The organism is Oceanibaculum indicum P24, assembly GCF_000299935.1.
GTDB lineage: Bacteria > Pseudomonadota > Alphaproteobacteria > Oceanibaculales > Oceanibaculaceae > Oceanibaculum > Oceanibaculum indicum.
In genome coordinates this window covers 225558-240389 of the sequence record NZ_AMRL01000003.1, presented here as the reverse complement: position 1 = coordinate 240389, position 14832 = coordinate 225558, and the positions used below count along the sequence as shown (strand labels likewise).

General features: G+C 65.9%; 16 protein-coding genes. 3 read left to right on the top strand and 13 right to left on the bottom strand.

The window, feature by feature from the left end; genetic code table 11:
- Window positions 1–482: helix-turn-helix domain-containing protein (locus P24_RS04545; RefSeq protein WP_008943525.1), on the bottom strand; the 482-nt coding region annotated here is incomplete at its 3' end.
- 170 nt (window positions 483–652) lie between these two features.
- Here P24_RS04545 and fsa point away from each other — a divergent pair.
- Genes fsa through P24_RS04530 form a run of 3 tightly spaced genes read left to right on the top strand, consistent with a single transcriptional unit; the run spans window position 653 to window position 3060 of the window.
- Window positions 653–1309, top strand: a complete 657-nt coding sequence (fsa, locus tag P24_RS04540) for a fructose-6-phosphate aldolase (protein WP_008943524.1) — start codon at window positions 653–655, stop codon at window positions 1307–1309.
- A gap of 39 nt (window positions 1310–1348) precedes the next feature.
- Complete coding sequence (locus P24_RS04535) at window positions 1349–2101, top strand: DUF484 family protein (RefSeq protein ID WP_008943523.1); 753 nt, start codon at window positions 1349–1351, stop codon at window positions 2099–2101.
- A complete protein-coding gene (locus P24_RS04530) occupies window positions 2077–3060 on the top strand; it encodes a tyrosine recombinase XerC (RefSeq protein ID WP_051013074.1) in 984 nt (327 codons plus the stop codon). Before P24_RS04535 ends, P24_RS04530 begins: the two co-directional genes overlap by 25 nt.
- A 506-nt stretch (window positions 3061–3566) precedes the next feature.
- Here the strand turns inward: P24_RS04530 and P24_RS04525 are convergent.
- The 12 genes from P24_RS04525 to P24_RS04475 form a co-directional block, all read right to left on the bottom strand.
- Complete coding sequence (locus tag P24_RS04525) at window positions 3567–3995, bottom strand: FKBP-type peptidyl-prolyl cis-trans isomerase (protein WP_008943521.1); 429 nt, start codon at window positions 3993–3995, stop codon at window positions 3567–3569.
- A 101-nt stretch (window positions 3996–4096) separates the two neighbouring features.
- On the bottom strand, window positions 4097–4843 hold the full coding sequence (locus P24_RS04520) for an FkbM family methyltransferase (protein ID WP_040706576.1): 747 nt from the start codon (window positions 4841–4843) through the stop codon (window positions 4097–4099).
- 102 nt (window positions 4844–4945) lie between these two features.
- Complete coding sequence (locus P24_RS04515; RefSeq protein WP_008943519.1) at window positions 4946–6565, bottom strand: BCCT family transporter; 1620 nt, start codon at window positions 6563–6565, stop codon at window positions 4946–4948.
- A gap of 399 nt (window positions 6566–6964) precedes the next feature.
- On the bottom strand, window positions 6965–7444 hold the full coding sequence (locus P24_RS04510; protein WP_008943518.1) for a c-type cytochrome: 480 nt from the start codon (window positions 7442–7444) through the stop codon (window positions 6965–6967).
- Window positions 7445–7446: 2 nt separating this feature from the next.
- Entirely contained in the window at window positions 7447–7653 is a 207-nt protein-coding gene (locus P24_RS04505) for a cation transporter (RefSeq protein WP_008943517.1), read from the bottom strand.
- A 56-nt stretch (window positions 7654–7709) separates the two neighbouring features.
- Entirely contained in the window at window positions 7710–9245 is a 1536-nt protein-coding gene (locus tag P24_RS04500) for a cryptochrome/photolyase family protein (protein ID WP_008943516.1), read from the bottom strand.
- Complete coding sequence (locus P24_RS19620) at window positions 9242–9391, bottom strand: DUF2256 domain-containing protein (RefSeq protein WP_202802355.1); 150 nt, start codon at window positions 9389–9391, stop codon at window positions 9242–9244. The genes P24_RS04500 and P24_RS19620 overlap by 4 nt, the downstream gene beginning before the upstream one ends.
- Before the next feature lie 13 nt (window positions 9392–9404).
- Entirely contained in the window at window positions 9405–10112 is a 708-nt protein-coding gene (locus tag P24_RS04495; protein WP_008943514.1) for an SDR family NAD(P)-dependent oxidoreductase, read from the bottom strand.
- A gap of 59 nt (window positions 10113–10171) precedes the next feature.
- Window positions 10172–10900 (bottom strand): gamma-glutamyl-gamma-aminobutyrate hydrolase family protein, encoded by a 729-nt coding sequence (locus tag P24_RS04490; protein WP_008943513.1) that lies wholly within the window; start codon window positions 10898–10900, stop codon window positions 10172–10174.
- Complete coding sequence (locus tag P24_RS04485; protein ID WP_008943512.1) at window positions 10873–11862, bottom strand: amidoligase family protein; 990 nt, start codon at window positions 11860–11862, stop codon at window positions 10873–10875. Before P24_RS04485 ends, P24_RS04490 begins: the two co-directional genes overlap by 28 nt.
- A gap of 53 nt (window positions 11863–11915) precedes the next feature.
- Window positions 11916–12674, bottom strand: coding sequence for a sulfite exporter TauE/SafE family protein (locus P24_RS04480; protein ID WP_008943511.1), 759 nt, complete (start codon window positions 12672–12674; stop codon window positions 11916–11918).
- An 87-nt stretch (window positions 12675–12761) separates the two neighbouring features.
- Window positions 12762–14828 carry a TonB-dependent receptor family protein gene (locus tag P24_RS04475; protein ID WP_008943510.1) on the bottom strand — a complete coding sequence of 689 codons (2067 nt, stop codon included), beginning with the start codon at window positions 14826–14828 and terminating at the stop codon, window positions 12762–12764.
- Window positions 14829–14832 lie beyond the last annotated feature (4 nt).

The window sequence follows — 14832 nt, the reverse complement described above, 5'->3', positions numbered from 1 at the left end:
CCAGCCTCCGCCAGCCCCTTCACCACACCGGCCGAGACACCGGCCTGCCGCGCGATCTCGGCGGCGGGCAGCGGCGGCAGGCCGGCCAGGAAGGCGAGCACGCGGCGGCGCGCTGGCGTCGGGCGCAGCGCCTCCGCATCGAAGCCGGGCGCGGCTTCATAGGCGGTAACGGGCCTGGGCGGTTCCAGCGCCGCCGGCACGCTCATCGCCATGCGCAGCACGGCGCCGGGGGCGGCCAGCGTGTAGGAGGCGACCCAGGAGACGAAGCCGCGCAGCGCTTCCGGCATCGGCGGGACATCCAGCACGCCGGTAATGTCCTTCAGCCGGGCTTCCGGCACCGCGCTGTCGCCGCCCAGCCGCCAGACCACGCCCAGCATCTGGCGCTTGCCCAGCGGTACTTCCACAAAGCTGCCTTCTTCCAGTGCCATGCCCTCTGGCACCCGGTAGTCATAGCCGTCTCCCACCGGAAGCGGCAGCAGCACGGTCGCGCGGCCCGCCGGTTGCCCGGGGCGCGGTAAAAGCTCGTGCTGCGGTGCGGCGGCGGGCCTAGCCGTTTCGTTCGTCATGCGGTAGGTTTAGCGCTGAGCAGGGCCGGATGCGAGCGTTGCCCGACCCATAAAGTCATTTCCGATGTTGAGGATAGTCTTACTCGATGAAATTCTTCGTCGATACCGCCGATACCGCCGAGATTGGCGAGCTGGCCGCCAGCGGCCTGCTGGACGGCGTCACCACCAACCCGTCGCTGATCGCCAAGAGCGGCCGCAAGATGGCCGATGTCATCGCCGAGATCTGCGCCATCGTGCCCGGCCCGGTCAGCGCCGAAGTGACCGCCACCGAGGCTGACGGCATGGTCGCCGAGGGCCGCTACCTCGCCGGCATCGCCGACAATGTGGTGGTGAAGGTGCCGCTGACGCAGGCCGGCCTGAAGGCCTGCAAGACCTTCAGCGACGAAGGCATCAAGACCAACGTCACGCTGTGCTTCTCCGCCGCGCAGGCGATCCTCGCCGCCAAGGCGGGGGCGACCTACGTCTCGCCCTTCGTCGGCCGGCTCGACGATATCGGCCAGGACGGCATGGAGCTGATCGCCGACATCGTGCAGATCTACGCCAATTACCCGGCCTTCACGACCGAGGTGCTGGTCGCCTCGATCCGCAACCCGGTGCATGTGGTGGATGCCGCCAAGCTGGGGGCGGATGTCTGCACCGTGCCGCCCTCGACGCTGCGCCAGCTGTTCAACCATCCGCTGACCGACAAGGGCCTCGCGGCCTTCCTTGCCGACTGGCAGAAGACCGGCCAGTCGATCCTTTAAGGACGATGACAGGGACATCACCCCGATGACTGAGGCCATATGACCGAGGAAAGCCGCACCGCCCGCAGCGCCGGCACCGCTTCGCCCGAAGCGGTGCAGCCCGGCCCGCGTCCGCTGTCGGCCGCCGAGGTCGATGGCTATCTGCGCAAGCATCCCGATTTCCTGGTCCAGCATCCGCACCTTGCCAACGTGCTGACGCCGCCGACGCGGGACAATGGGGACGGGGTGGTGGACCTGCAATATTTTCTGGTGCAGCGCCAGCGCGGCGAACTCGCCCGGCTGGCCGAGCAGCACCAGCACCTGATCACCACCGTGCGCGCCAACGCCGCCAACCAGGCCCGTGCGCATGAGGCGGTGCTGGCGATGATGAACGCCACCAGCTTCGAGCATCTGATCGAGATCGTCACCAGCGACCTCGCCATCATGCTGAATGTCGATGCAGTGGCGCTGTGCGTGGAGACCAACGGCTTCCTGCTGGCGGGCGACCGCATGGCCGGCGTGCGCATCCTGGCCGAGGGCTCCATCGACGAGCTGATGGGCAGCGGTCAGCCGGTGCGGCTGCGCAATGACATTGATGGTGACCCCGAGGTGTTCGGCGGGCTGGCCAGCCTGATCCGGTCCGACGCGATGGTGCGGCTGCATTTCTCCAGCAAGGCGCCGAACGGCCTGCTGGTGCTGGGCGCGCGCGACCCCGATGCCTTCCATCCCGGGCTGGGGACGGAATTGCTGCTGTTCCTGTCCCGGGCCATGGCGGGCTGCGTGCGGCTATGGCTCGACCTGCCGGCGGAATAGGCCGGGAGGCTGCGGCGGCGACCGGCTTCAGCGCCGCACCCGACCTTGCCGCCGCCATCGCCGACTGGCAGCAATGGCTATCTGACGAAAAGCGCGCCTCCCCACACACGGTGGAGGCCTATGGACGCGACCTGGCGGCCTTCATCGGCTTCCTGTCGGGCCATCTTGGCAATGATGTCGGCCTGACCGACCTTGAGGCGCTGCGCGCCGCCGATTTCCGTGCCTATCTCGCCGCCCGCGCCAATGAGGATTATGCCCGCACCTCAACCGCGCGCGCCTTTTCCGTGGTGCGCGGATTCTTCCGGTTTCTGGAGCGCCATGGGCGACTGGCCAATGCCGCTATCCATAATGTCCGCACGCCCAAGCTGCCGCATGCGGTGCCCAAGGCGCTGAGCGAGGCGGAGGCCGATGTGCTGGTCGGCGCGGTGGACATTGTCGCCGCCCCCGAGGCAGAGGCCTGGGTGATCGCCCGCGACACCGCGCTGGTGACGCTGCTCTATGGCTGCGGGCTGCGCCTGGGTGAGGCGCTGTCGCTGACGCGTGGATCGGTGCCCACGGACGGCGTCATGCGGGTTACCGGCAAGGGCAACAAGCAACGCGTCGTGCCGGTGCTGCCGGCGGTCACCGAGGCGATAGCGGCCTATCTGGCGCTGTGCCCGCATGCCGGCGACGCGGCGACACCGCTGTTCCTCGGTACTCGTGGCGGGCCGCTCAATCCCCGTATTGCGCAGGGGCTGATGCAGAAGTTGCGGCTGGCGCTGGGACTGCCGGAGACAGCGACGCCGCATGCGCTGCGCCACAGCTTCGCGACGCATCTGCTGGTCGGCGGCGGCGATCTGCGCGCCATTCAGGAACTGCTGGGGCATGCCTCGCTCTCCACCACCCAGCGCTATACCGAGGTCGATGGCGCGCGGCTGCAATCGGTCCACCGCATGGCCCACCCAAGGGCGGGGCGGTAGGCTCGGGACTGTAGGGAACTATAACCCTCTCCCCAACGCGGGAGAGGGTGGTGAGCGTAAGCGAACCGGGTGAGGGGGCGGCTCGGCCCATGCGGTTCCCCCTCACCCAGCTCCGGCTAACTCGCTTGCGCTCGTAAGCCTGCGCAACCCTCTCCCGCAAGGGGAGAGGGAATGTGAAGGCACATTGTGGCACATTGCGGTGCAATTTTTCCGACCGTCATTCCCGGGCTTGTCCCGGGAATCCAGGGTTCAACCCACTCGACCGACGATCCAGCTAACGGAAGCCTGGACCCCCGCAACAAGTGCGGGGGTGACGGTAGTCGTAAACGTTGATTCTCTGTCGCTGCTCCAGCCATGACCTCGTCTTGAGGAGCGACGATCAGTCCCCCTCTAAGGGCAGGGGGCAGAAGGGAAGCCCTCTCCCGCAAGGGCAGAGGGAAAAAACGGCAGACGCAAAAAGCCCCGGCGCGGGGCCGGGGCTTCTGTATTTACGCTGGAAGGCGGGATCAGACGATCTCGACCAGCTCGATGTCGAAGGTCAGGTCCTTGCCAGCCAGAGGGTGGTTGGCATCCAGCGTGATGGTCTCGTCGGTTACCGAGGTGACGGTCAGCATCAGCGGCTGCTGGTTCGGCCCTTGCGCCTGTAGCTGCAGCCCCTCGGCATACTCGATCTCGGCCGGCAGGGAGGCACGCTCCACCTCCTGCACCAGGTCGGCCCGGTGCTCGCCATAGGCTTCGCCGGCCGGAATGGTCACGGTCCGGCTTTCGCCCGGGGTCAGGCCGACGGCAGCCTGTTCGAAACCGGGGATCACCCGGCCCTCGCCGATGACGAACTGGATCGGCTCATTGCCGACCGAGCTGTCGAAGGTCGAGCCGTCGGCAATGGTTCCGGTATAGTGGACGCGAACCGTATCGCCGGCTTTGGCTGCACTCATATTCTTACTCCTGGTCTTGTCTGTCGATCTGCGCAATACGCAGCATGCGTATGTCAAACCTATCGGATTTGACCCGATATGGCCATGCCGGGCCGGATTTTTTAGGGCCGGGGCAGGCGAAGATAGATATCGCCGGAGACGACTTCCGCCGGCAGTGTGCGGAGTACGGCCCGGAAATCGGCGATCTCCGGCCAGTCCGGCAGGGCCAGCCGCAGGCTCTCCCCATAGGCAATGTTGCAGCGGTAAGGGGCGATGCGGGCCGCCTCCTTCAGGCAGTCCTCGGTGAGGTCGGGACGGGCCGCCAGGAATTCGAAGGACAGGGCCGGGATCGGCCGGGAAAGGCCGCGCAGCACCGCGCACTCGAACCCCTCGACGTCGATCTTGCAGAAGGCGGGCAGGCCGTGCCGCGCGATCAGCCCGTCCAGCGTCTCGACCGCGACGGTCACCCGCCGGTCCCAGCTGACGCGCCTGAACCCGTCGCTCGCCCTGGCCTGTTCGACCCAGCCGGCGGACAGGCTGGAGACGGTCGGATGGCGGCGGCTGATCAGCAGCTCCGCCGTGCCGGGCTCGGCCCCCAGCGCGCAACGCTCCAGCGCCACATCCGGTGCGGCGCCATAGAGCCGGTGGAGGAACCGTGCGGGCAATGGCTGCGGCTCCACTGCCACCGCCCGGCAGCCCAGCGCGCGCAGCGCCCATGTCCGGTCGCCCAGATGCGCGCCGACATCGAACGCCAGATCGCCCGGCCGCACGAACTGGCCATAGAGATGGCGCAGCCGGCGCTGCTTCGGCAGGTTCAGCCGGTATTGGACGAGGGACCGGGCAAGCCCGATTGCGCTGGCGATTTCCATGGCGCACAAGATAGGGCATTGCGCGAGATAGCCCATCGGGAACGAAAAATCCCCGCCAGGCGGTGCCTGACGGGGGTTCTTCAGACGCTTAGGTCTGGATCGTCAGCCGCGTGGCTCGCTTGCCAGCCCCTTGAACAGGGCGTAGCAGCCGAGCAGCAGCACCAGCGTGAAGGGCAGGCCGGTCGAGACCGCTGCCGCCTGTAGCGCTGTCAATCCGCCACCCAGCAGCAGGGCAATCGCCACCAGACCCTCGAAGGCGCACCAGAACACGCGCTGCGGCTTCGGCGCATGGGTCTTGCCGCCGGCGGTGATGGTGTCGATCACCAGCGAGCCGGAATCCGACGAGGTGACGAAGAACACGATCACCAGCACGATGCCGATGAAGGAGGCGATCGCCGTCAGCGGCAGCGCCTCCAGCATGACGAACAGCTTCAGCTCCAGCGCCGCGTCGGCCACCGCCTGATAGCCCTGGTCCACGATCAGGTGCACGGCAGTGCCACCGAAGGCGGTCATCCACAGCACCGAAACGATGGACGGGATGATCAGCACGCAGATGATGAACTCCCGCACCGTGCGGCCACGGCTGACACGGGCGATGAACATGCCGACGAAGGGCGACCAGGAAATCCACCAGGCCCAGTAGAAGGCCGTCCAGCCCTGGCTGAAATTGGCATCCTCACGGCCGAACGGGTTTGACAGCGCCGGCAGATACTCGGCATAGGCGCCCAGATTGCCGAAGAAGTCCGACAGGATCACCGTCGTCGGGCCGACGAAGATGACGAACAGCAACAGCAGGGCGGCCAGCACCATGTTGACCTCCGACAGCCGCCTGACACCCTTGTCGAGGCCGGCCAGCACGGAGATGGTGGCGATGCCGGTGATGCCGATGATCAGCAGCACCTTGGAGGTTTCGCCCTCCGGCACGCCGAACAGGAATTCGAGGCCGGCATTGGCCTGCTCGGCGCCGATACCCAGCGAGGTGGCAAGGCCGAACAGGGTGGCGAACACCGCCAGAATGTCGATCACATGGCCGGTCCAGCCCCAGACACGCTCGCCGAAGACCGGATAGAAGATCGAGCGCATGCTGAGCGGCAGCCCCTTGTTGAAGCTGAACAACGCCAGCGCCAGCGCGACCACGGCATAGATCGCCCACGGGTGCAGGCCCCAGTGGAAGATGGTGGCGGCAAGGCCAAGGCGCTGTGCCTCGACCGGATCACCGGCAGCACCGGCCAGCGGTGCCCAGCTGTCAGGACCGCCCGCCCCTTCCGCGACTGAGGCGGAGAAGTGCGAGATCGGCTCGGACACACCGAAGAACATCAGGCCGATGCCCATGCCGGCAGCGAACAGCATCGCGAACCAGGTGGCATAGGAATAATCCGGCGTCGCCTCGGTGCCGCCGATGCGTACCCGCCCGAGCGGGGAAACGACGATAACCAGACACACCAGCACGAAGATGTTGGCCGACAGCAGGAAGAACCAGTCGAAGGTCGAGGTGATGGCCGGCCGCAGCCAGCCGAAGAAGTCAGCCGCCAGGCCCGGCAGCGCCAGCGCCAGGAAGACGAAGGCGACAATGGTCAGGCCCGAGATCAGGAAGACCGGATTATGGATGTCCAGCCCGAACGGACCGATGCTGGGCTGGATATTGTCCTGGCCAACCTCGTAGTCGGTCTCAATCTGCTGGACGTCGCCATCGGGTGGCGTCTCGTAAGTTTCGGAGCTCAATGTCCCCTCCTTTTTTGGTCGGGACCCTGATCAGGCCAATGGCGGGGTGCGTCGGGGGCGGCACAAGGCGCCAAATCACTCCCTCGGTTTCGGCTGGCTGGCGCGGCCCGGAGCCACGCGCGCTACTGACAGCAGGGTCCTGACAATCGGTTAAAAAATAAATCCGCCAGAGCATGGCGGATTTTTCAGAATTCAATCTTCCAAAGGGATATTTCCATATATACCCAAGGGTAATTATGCACGAACCTTGAATAATGTCAACAACATGGCGTTGAATATTTGAATTTGTATAGTTACTTATTCCGATAGTGTGTAATGATTGTTTTTATTTGTACTATAAATAAATCGTGATATGTTTCTTGGGGTGACTCGTTTTCATTAAGAAAACTGGCGCTGTATTTACTTTATTGCGTTTCGGTTAAGGCTGTCATGGCGCTGGCGGATTTCCCGCGGCCATGTGCTCTTGATGAAGGCCAGCACGGCGGCGATCTCGGCGTTGCTCAGCACCCCCTCGAAGGCTGGCATGTCACTCTGATAGTCTTGCGGCGCGAAGGGGCCGATGCCGTATTTCGTGATGGCGAAAAGCTGGCTGTCGGGATGGTGCCAGGTATGGCCGCTGGCATCGTGCGGCGGGGCGGGCAGGCGCCCGTTAGGCAGGCGTACCTGCCAGTCCGGCTGGCCTTCCAGCCGTGCGCCATGGCAGACGGCGCATTGCGCGGCATAGACATCGCGCCCCAGCGCGACCTGTTCCGTATCGCCGGGATCTATGGGCGGCAGGGCGCCAGAGGCCGGGGATGGGACGACGACCTGCCAGGCGGCACCGCCGGCGGCCACAAGAAGCAACAGGGCGCCGAGGGCGAGCCAGCGGTTCCGATTCATCGTCACGCTGCTTCCAGCGTGTCCGTCACCTCATAGCCGGCCTCCTCAATGGCGGCCTTTGCGGCGTCAGGCGCGATACCATCCGTGCGCACCGTCCCGGCGGCCAGATCGACGCTGACCGTCGCCTGCGGGGCTGCTTCATGCACGGCATTTTCGACTGCCTTCACGCAATGGCCGCAGCTCATGCCGGTCACCTTGAACAACGCCATTCCTCTCTCCTTTCCTGTCGGATCGTTCCGAGATAGGGCTTCCCGCAACGGGAAGGTCAAGAGGCGTCGAGGCTGTTGAGGAAGCTTTCCGCCTCGCGGGTGATGGCGCTGAGCCGTTCCGCCGGCCATTTCGCCAGCGTGCGGTAGGGCATGGCGAGGCGCGGATTGCCCTTCAGCACCCTCTCGTTGCGGATCAGGAAGGCCCAGTAGAGATAGTTGAAGGGGCAGGCCTCATGGCCGCTCTTCTGCTTTACCTTATAGGCGCAGCTGCCGCAGAAATCCGACATGCGGTCGATATAGGCGCCGGACGCCGCATAGGGCTTGCTGGCCATGATGCCGCCATCGGCGAACAGCGCCATGCCATGGGTGTTGGGCAGTTCCACCCATTCGAAGGCATCGGCATAGACGGCCAGATACCATTCCTCCACCTGCTTCGGGTCGATGCCGGCCAGCAATGCGAAATTGCCGGTCACCATCAGCCGCTGGATATGGTGGGAATAGGCGTGCTGGCGGGTCTGGCCAATGACCTCGCTGAGGCAGTTCATCCTGGTCTCGCCGCTCCAGTAGAACCAGGGCAGCGGGCGGTGTGCGTCCAGCGCGTTGCTCTCCGCATAGTCCGGCATGCGGTGCCAGTAGAGGCCGCGCACATACTCCCGCCAGCCGAGAATCTGCCGGATGAAGCCCTCCACCGCGTTCAGCGGCGCGCGGCCTTCGCGATATTCCGCCTCGGCAGCGGCGCACACCTCACGCGGGCCCAGCAGGCCGATATTCAGATAGGGCGCGATCAGCCCGTGATGCAGGAAAGGGGCCTGCCGCTTCATCGCGTCCTGATAATCGCCGAAGCGGGGGAGAGAGTGGGCAAGGAAATCCTCCAGCGCCGCCAGCGCATCCGCCCGCGTCACCGCCCAGCCGAACGGCTCCAGATCGCCGAAATTGTCGGGGAAGCGCCGGGCGACGAGGTCCAGCACCTCCCGCGTCGTCGCATCCGGCGCGAAACGCTGCCGTTTCGGCAGGGTGTAGCCTATGGGCAGCGGCTTGCGGTTCTCCGCATCATAGTTCCAGTGCCCGCCTTCCGGCTCACCATCCGGTGTTAGCAGGATGCCGGTCTCGCGCCGCATTTCGCGGTAGAAGAATTCCATGCGGTAGCTGCGCCGGTCCGCGGCCCAGCGCGCAAAGCGCCGGCGGCTGGCGAAGAAGCGCGTATCCTCGCGGATATCGACGGAAAGTCCGGTTTCACCCTCCCAGCCGCGCATAGCCTGCAGCACGCGCCATTCGCCTGGTTCGGTCACGATGATCCGCGCCGGCTTGTGCCGTGCCGCCGTGCGCTTTACCTCGCCGGTGAAGCTACCGGTATTCTGCGGATCGTCGAGCCTCACATAATCGACGGTGATGCCTTCGGCCCGCAGTTCCGCTGCGAAGTGCCGCATGGCCGACAGGATGAAGGCGATCTTCTGCCTGTGATGCGGGACATAGGTCGCCTCATCCGCCACCTCGGCCATCAGCACCACGTCGCGGGCGGGGTCGAGACCGTCGAGTGCGGAAAGGTCGCGGCTCAGCTGGTCGCCCAGCACGATGCGCAGGCTGCTACTCATGATCTGGCTTTCTGGCGGAGATCACCCTTGCAGCGGTCGGAGCAGGTCTTCACCTCCTCCCAGACCGTGCGCCATTTCTTGCGCCAGGCGAAGGGGCGGCCGCAGGTCTGACAAATCTTCGAGGGCAGGTCGGCTTTCTTGCGCATGCGCGGCATGGTGCTACCAGGGAAGCGGATCGCCGCGATAATCGAAGAAGCCGCCGGTTTGCTCCGGCATCAGCCCGTCGATTACCGCCAGCAGGTCGGCGGCCGCCTCCTCCGGCGGCCGAACGGCAAGGCCGGATTTGGAGAAGGGGGCCGATAGCTGCGTATCCACCGTGCCCGGATGCAGCGCCACGCAGATTGCCTGCGGGCGGCTGCGCTTCAGCTCGATGGCGGCGGTATGGACCAGTTGGTTCAGTGCCGCCTTGGAGGCGCGATAGCCGTACCAGCCGCCGAGATTATTATCGCCAATACTGCCGACCTTGGCCGAGAGCGTGGCGAAGACCGCCTTGCCCTTGCGCGGCAGCAGCGGCAGGAAATGCTTCATCAGCAGCGCCGGGCCGATGGCGTTCACCGTGAAATTATGGGCGAGATGCGCGGGGTCGAGGTCACGCCAGCTTTTTTCCGGCTGGAAGCCATGCCCATGCAGGAAGCCGCTGGCATCGAACAGCAACCGCAGTTCGCCGGGAAGGGCCGCAACATGCTGTGCGGCATTCTCAATACTGGCCTCGTCCAGCAGGTCGAGCGCCGGCTCGCTGCTCCGGCCCAGCCCCAGCACCTGACCGAACCCGCCGCGCTGGCGGAGATTGTCCAGCAGGGCGGCACCGATGCCGCCGCCAGCGCCGATCACCACGGCGACAGCGTTTTCGGAAAACTCCTCGGACATGATCAGCCTGTCTGCTTCGGGCGGGACACAGCTCTATACGCAGCGCCCGCGCCGGCGGTTCAGCCGATGCCCTCGCAAGGCATCTGCGAGCCAGCGTTTTGCCTGTGGGTTTTCGCCGCCTCCACCAGCGCCTTGAACAGCCGGCGCTGGCGGGCCTGGAAGATCAGGAATTCCGGATGCCATTGCACGCCGATCAGGAAGCGCTGGCCGGGCGCCTCAATGCCCTGCACGATACCGTCGAGGTCGCGGCCGGAGACGATCAGCCCGTCGCCCAGCACATCGATGCCCTGATTGTGCAGGCTGTTGATCTTCACGCGCTGGCCGCGCAGCAATTCGCGCAGGCAGCTGTCGGCCTCGATCAGCAGGGTCTTCAGCGGCAGGATGGTCCAGCGGTTGGAGGTCTGCTTGCGGCGCGAGCGCAGCTCCTGGAACAGTGTGCCGCCCAGCCGGACATTCAGCAGCTGCGCGCCCCGGCAGATGCCGAGCAGCGGCAGGCCGCGCGCCAGCGCATCGTCGATCACGTCGGATTCCAGCTTGTCCCGCTCGCTGTCGTATTTCGGCACGACCTCGGACTGGCTGGCATAGAGCACCGGGTCGATATCATGCCCGCCGGTGATGACCACGCCGTCATAGTTGGTCATGTCATGGCTGTGCGGGCCGCCCGGACGCAGGTGAACGGGCCGGCCGCCGGCCAGCAGGATCGCCAGATGCACCAGCAGGCGCGGCGCCTTGCCGCCACGCCGTGGGCCGGTGACGGCGATCAGCGGGGAAAGTGTTCGCCGAGCCACCGGTCCACACGTTCCGCCCAGCCCTCGTTGAACAGGGCGAAGGGCTCGTCGAGGAAAGTCTGAAAGAGGGTGCACAGGGCGGCAAGTTTCTCCGGCTCGGCGGCCACCCGCTCCAGCATCACCCAGTCGGCCCAGGCCTCGTGAATGCCCCAGCCGGGCCGGTCGATCTCGCAATTGGGCAGGCGGTAGTGATAGGTCGGCCTGCTCCTCACGCGCTTGTCCGCCACCTTGGCGCGCACCCGCTTCTCGTCCAGATGCGCAAACAGCGGCAGCATGTCGAGCGCGCGGTTCCGTGACGGGTTGAATGCCAGGTAATCGTCGATCAGGTCGGCCTCGCCCGGCGTATAGGCGGGATCGACGACGAGGCGCACATAATCCGCCGGATAGGCGGCGATATAGGCCGTCAGCCGGCGCGTCATATCCACCTTGGCGCGCTTCTTCAGCCAGTCGAACAGGCACAGGAAGGCCTGCAGGTGGTGCGTGATCGTCGCCGCATCGGTTGCCGGAGTCTCCGGGTTCAGATGCAGGCCGAAGGCATAGGACAGGCCGCCGCCGGTGCCGCTGGCGCCAGCCTCACGCAGCCGGTCGATCAGCTCGTTCACTTCCTGCAAACGGTCGATCGGCAGGGGCGGGCTGACGATCTCCAGCGGTACGATCTGTTCCGCGCCGAAGCGCAATATATCCTCGGCCAGCTCGCCCAGATCGTCGGCGGGAGCCTCGGTCTTGTTTTTCAGATAGGCGAAATCCAGCTCCACCTCCCAGTCGCCGGCAGGGTCGCCAGTGACGGTATGGACATAGCGGCTGCGCTTCTCGACCGTGCCGCCAACATGGTCGGCCACCAGCCGGGACAGGCTGTCGATGTCGATATCGCCCATCTCCAGTTCGACGCCGACATGGCGGATGTCGCCCTCGGCGGTGTGTTGCGCGGGCGGCATCGGGAACAGGTCAGTCTTGGATGTCATGCCCCTGTTCTACGCATCCCAGCCTGCCGGGTCCAGACCTCGGGCCAGAGGAGCTAGAACAGGACCGGCAGCAGCAGGTAGGCGCCAAGGGCGATCAGCGCTGTGAAGAACACCCGGCGGAAGGCGGCCTCAGACAGGCGGCGGCGCAGCCAGCTGCCCGCCACCATGCCGGCAATCGCGGGGAGGACGGACAGCAGCGAGGCCAGGCTGGCCTCCGGCGGCAGCCTGCCGAAGAAGGCCAGCGCCAGGGCCAGCATGGCGGTGGACAGCACGAACAGCTGGCCGAGCGCGCGGACCATCTGGTCGCGGTTCAGATTCTGCGCCTGAAGATACAGCAGTCCGGGAATCACGAAGGTGGCGGTCAGGCCGGAGAAGATGCCGTTCAGCGCGCCGGCCAGCGGCGCCACCCAGCGGTCATGGCGCGGCGGCAGGTGCAGGGCAGGCTTCGCGAGGCCCAGCACGCCATAGGCGATCAGCACGCCGCCCAGCAAGGCCACCGGCAGGGCGGCCGGCCAGATCTGCGCCAGCGCCACGCCCAGCCAGATGGTCAGCGTTGCCGGCACGAAGAAGGGCCAGAGCCGGCTGAACACCTCGCGCACATGGGCACCGACGAAGCCCTGCCAGATATTGGTGATGATGGCCGGGGCCAGGATCAGCGCCATCGCGGTCTCAAGGCCGACCGTGGCGGTCAGCAGACCCAGCGCGATGGTCGGCAGCCCCATGCCAATGACGCCCTTCACCGCGCCGGCCAGCAGGAAGACGGCGGCGACAATCAGGATTTCGGGCGCGTGAGACGAAAGATCGGAAAGCATGGGAGGCGGACTGTAGCGGGAAAATCCGTCTCACCATAGAGGCTTGGCCGCCCCCGGTAATTCGGGGACGGCCGAAGCATGGCAGAGTTACCAGCGCACCTGCACGCCGGCATAGACGGCCCGGCCGAAGCCAGGTTCGAATACCGCCGAGGCCGGGGTGGCTGTGGTCGAAACGCTGGCCGAGGCGATATAGCGCTCGTCGGTCAGGTTGCGGCCGTCGATGAACAGCGACCAGCCGGCCGGGTCGTTGTAGCCCGCTTTCAGGCCGAGCAGCGCGTAGGATGCGGTCTCGGTCGTGTTGGCGTTATCGACGTAATAGGCTTCCGGCACCCATTCGACATTCGGCCCGGCATAGAAGCCGGCCGGATGGTCGTAGCGCAGCTCCGCCCGGTAGAAGTGACGCGGCGCGCCCGGCAGCTTGTTGTCGCCATAGACCGCATCGCCGTCGAAGCGGAAGTCGCTGAAGGTATAGGCCTGCCGCAGGGTCAGGCTGTCGCCGCCGGTGGCGGTGAACAGATCGTCCAGCAGCCGCACATCCAGCCCCAGCTCCAGCCCCTGATGGATGGTGCTGTCGGCGTTCTGGGCGTAGCTCTGCCCGTTGGCGGCGGTGAAATACTGGATTTCATCCTTCATCCAGGCGCGATAGACCGCGACATCCCAGGTGAAGCGGCCCTGGCTGCCGCGCGTGCCGATCTCCAGCGTCACGGCGGTCTGCGGATCGACATTGCCGATGGGGGCGGTCGCGGTCGGGCTGAGGTCGCTCAGCGTCGGGAGTTCCGTGCTGCGCGACAGATTGCCGAAGAGCTGCCAGTTCGGCGCCGCCTGCCACAGCAGGCCGAGGCGCGGGTTGAAGCTGGTGAAGCTCTTGTCGAAGCTGGCATCGCCGTCGGAGAGGAACTTGTCCTCCACCTCGCGGGTGCCGTAGCCGGCCTGTGCCGCCAGGATGACGGCAAGGTCGGAGCGTACCCAGGTGCGGGCCTCGCCATACAGGTCGGCATTCTGCGAGGTGTCCTCGGACTGGTAGCGCAGCGCGCCCTTCTGTCCGGAGACGTTCGTATAACGCAGATTGTCGGTGGTGCCCCGGCCCAGCTGCAGGCCCAGCACATAATCCTGCTTCAGGCCGAAGGCCTGACCCTCGGTCTCGTACTCGCCGAACACGCCGTAATCCAGCACGGTGTTATCGAGTACCTGGAAGATCGGGTGGATCAGCTCGCGGCTGACGAAATAGCCGCCGAAGCTGGCCGTGCCGTCGGCCAGCGCGATGGAGGTGCGGTTGCCAAGGCGGATCGATTCGATGTCCCGCTTGTAGTCCAGCGCCAGATTGCCGGCGGCAGCACGCCGGGGATCGTTCAGCGCCTGGTCTCGCGAGACCGAACCGGCGATCTGCTGGTCGATATCGTTATAGGCGATGAAGAAGCGGGTCTCGGCCCGGTCCGACAGGCGCAGGCCGATATTGCTGTTGAAGCGCAGGTTGTTCTGTTCCGTATGGTCGCGGTAGCCGTCCTGCTGGATGGTGGTGACAGTGGCATAGGCATCCCAGTCCGCGCCATGCTGGCCGCCGGCGATCTGGCCGCGGCGATAGCCGTCGCTGCCGATCTCGGCACGGGTCAGCACACCGTCAAGGTCGCGGCCGGTGGGGGTGTGGACATTGATTGCCCCGCCCAGCGCCGTCGAACCATAGCGCAGCGCGTTGGCCCCCTTGAACACCTCGATATAGTCGATGTTCAGCGGGTCGATCTCCTGGAAGTCGCCGCTGCCATCGGCCAGGCTGACCGGCACGCCGTCCTGCAGCAGCTTCACACCGCGCAGGTGGAAGTTGCGGGCCAGGCCGGAGCCCCGGATCGACAGGCGGGAATCCTCGCCGAACTTGGGCTGGATGAACACACCCGGCACATAGTCCAGCGCGTCCTTCAGCGTGGCGGCGCGGCCGTCCCGGAACTCCTCGGCGGGTACCAGATCGACGCCGCCGGGCACCTGCTCGATCTTCTGCTTCGCCTGTTCCGCCGTCGGCTGCGTCAGGCTCTGGGCCGGTGCGGGAACCTCGATGCGGATCGGCGAGAGGGTCTGGGTCTGGCCCTGGGTCTGGGCGAAGGTTTCCGTCCCAGCGAGCGTCATCACGCCGGCCAGGAGGAGGCTGTGGTAAGTGCGGTTCATGGTC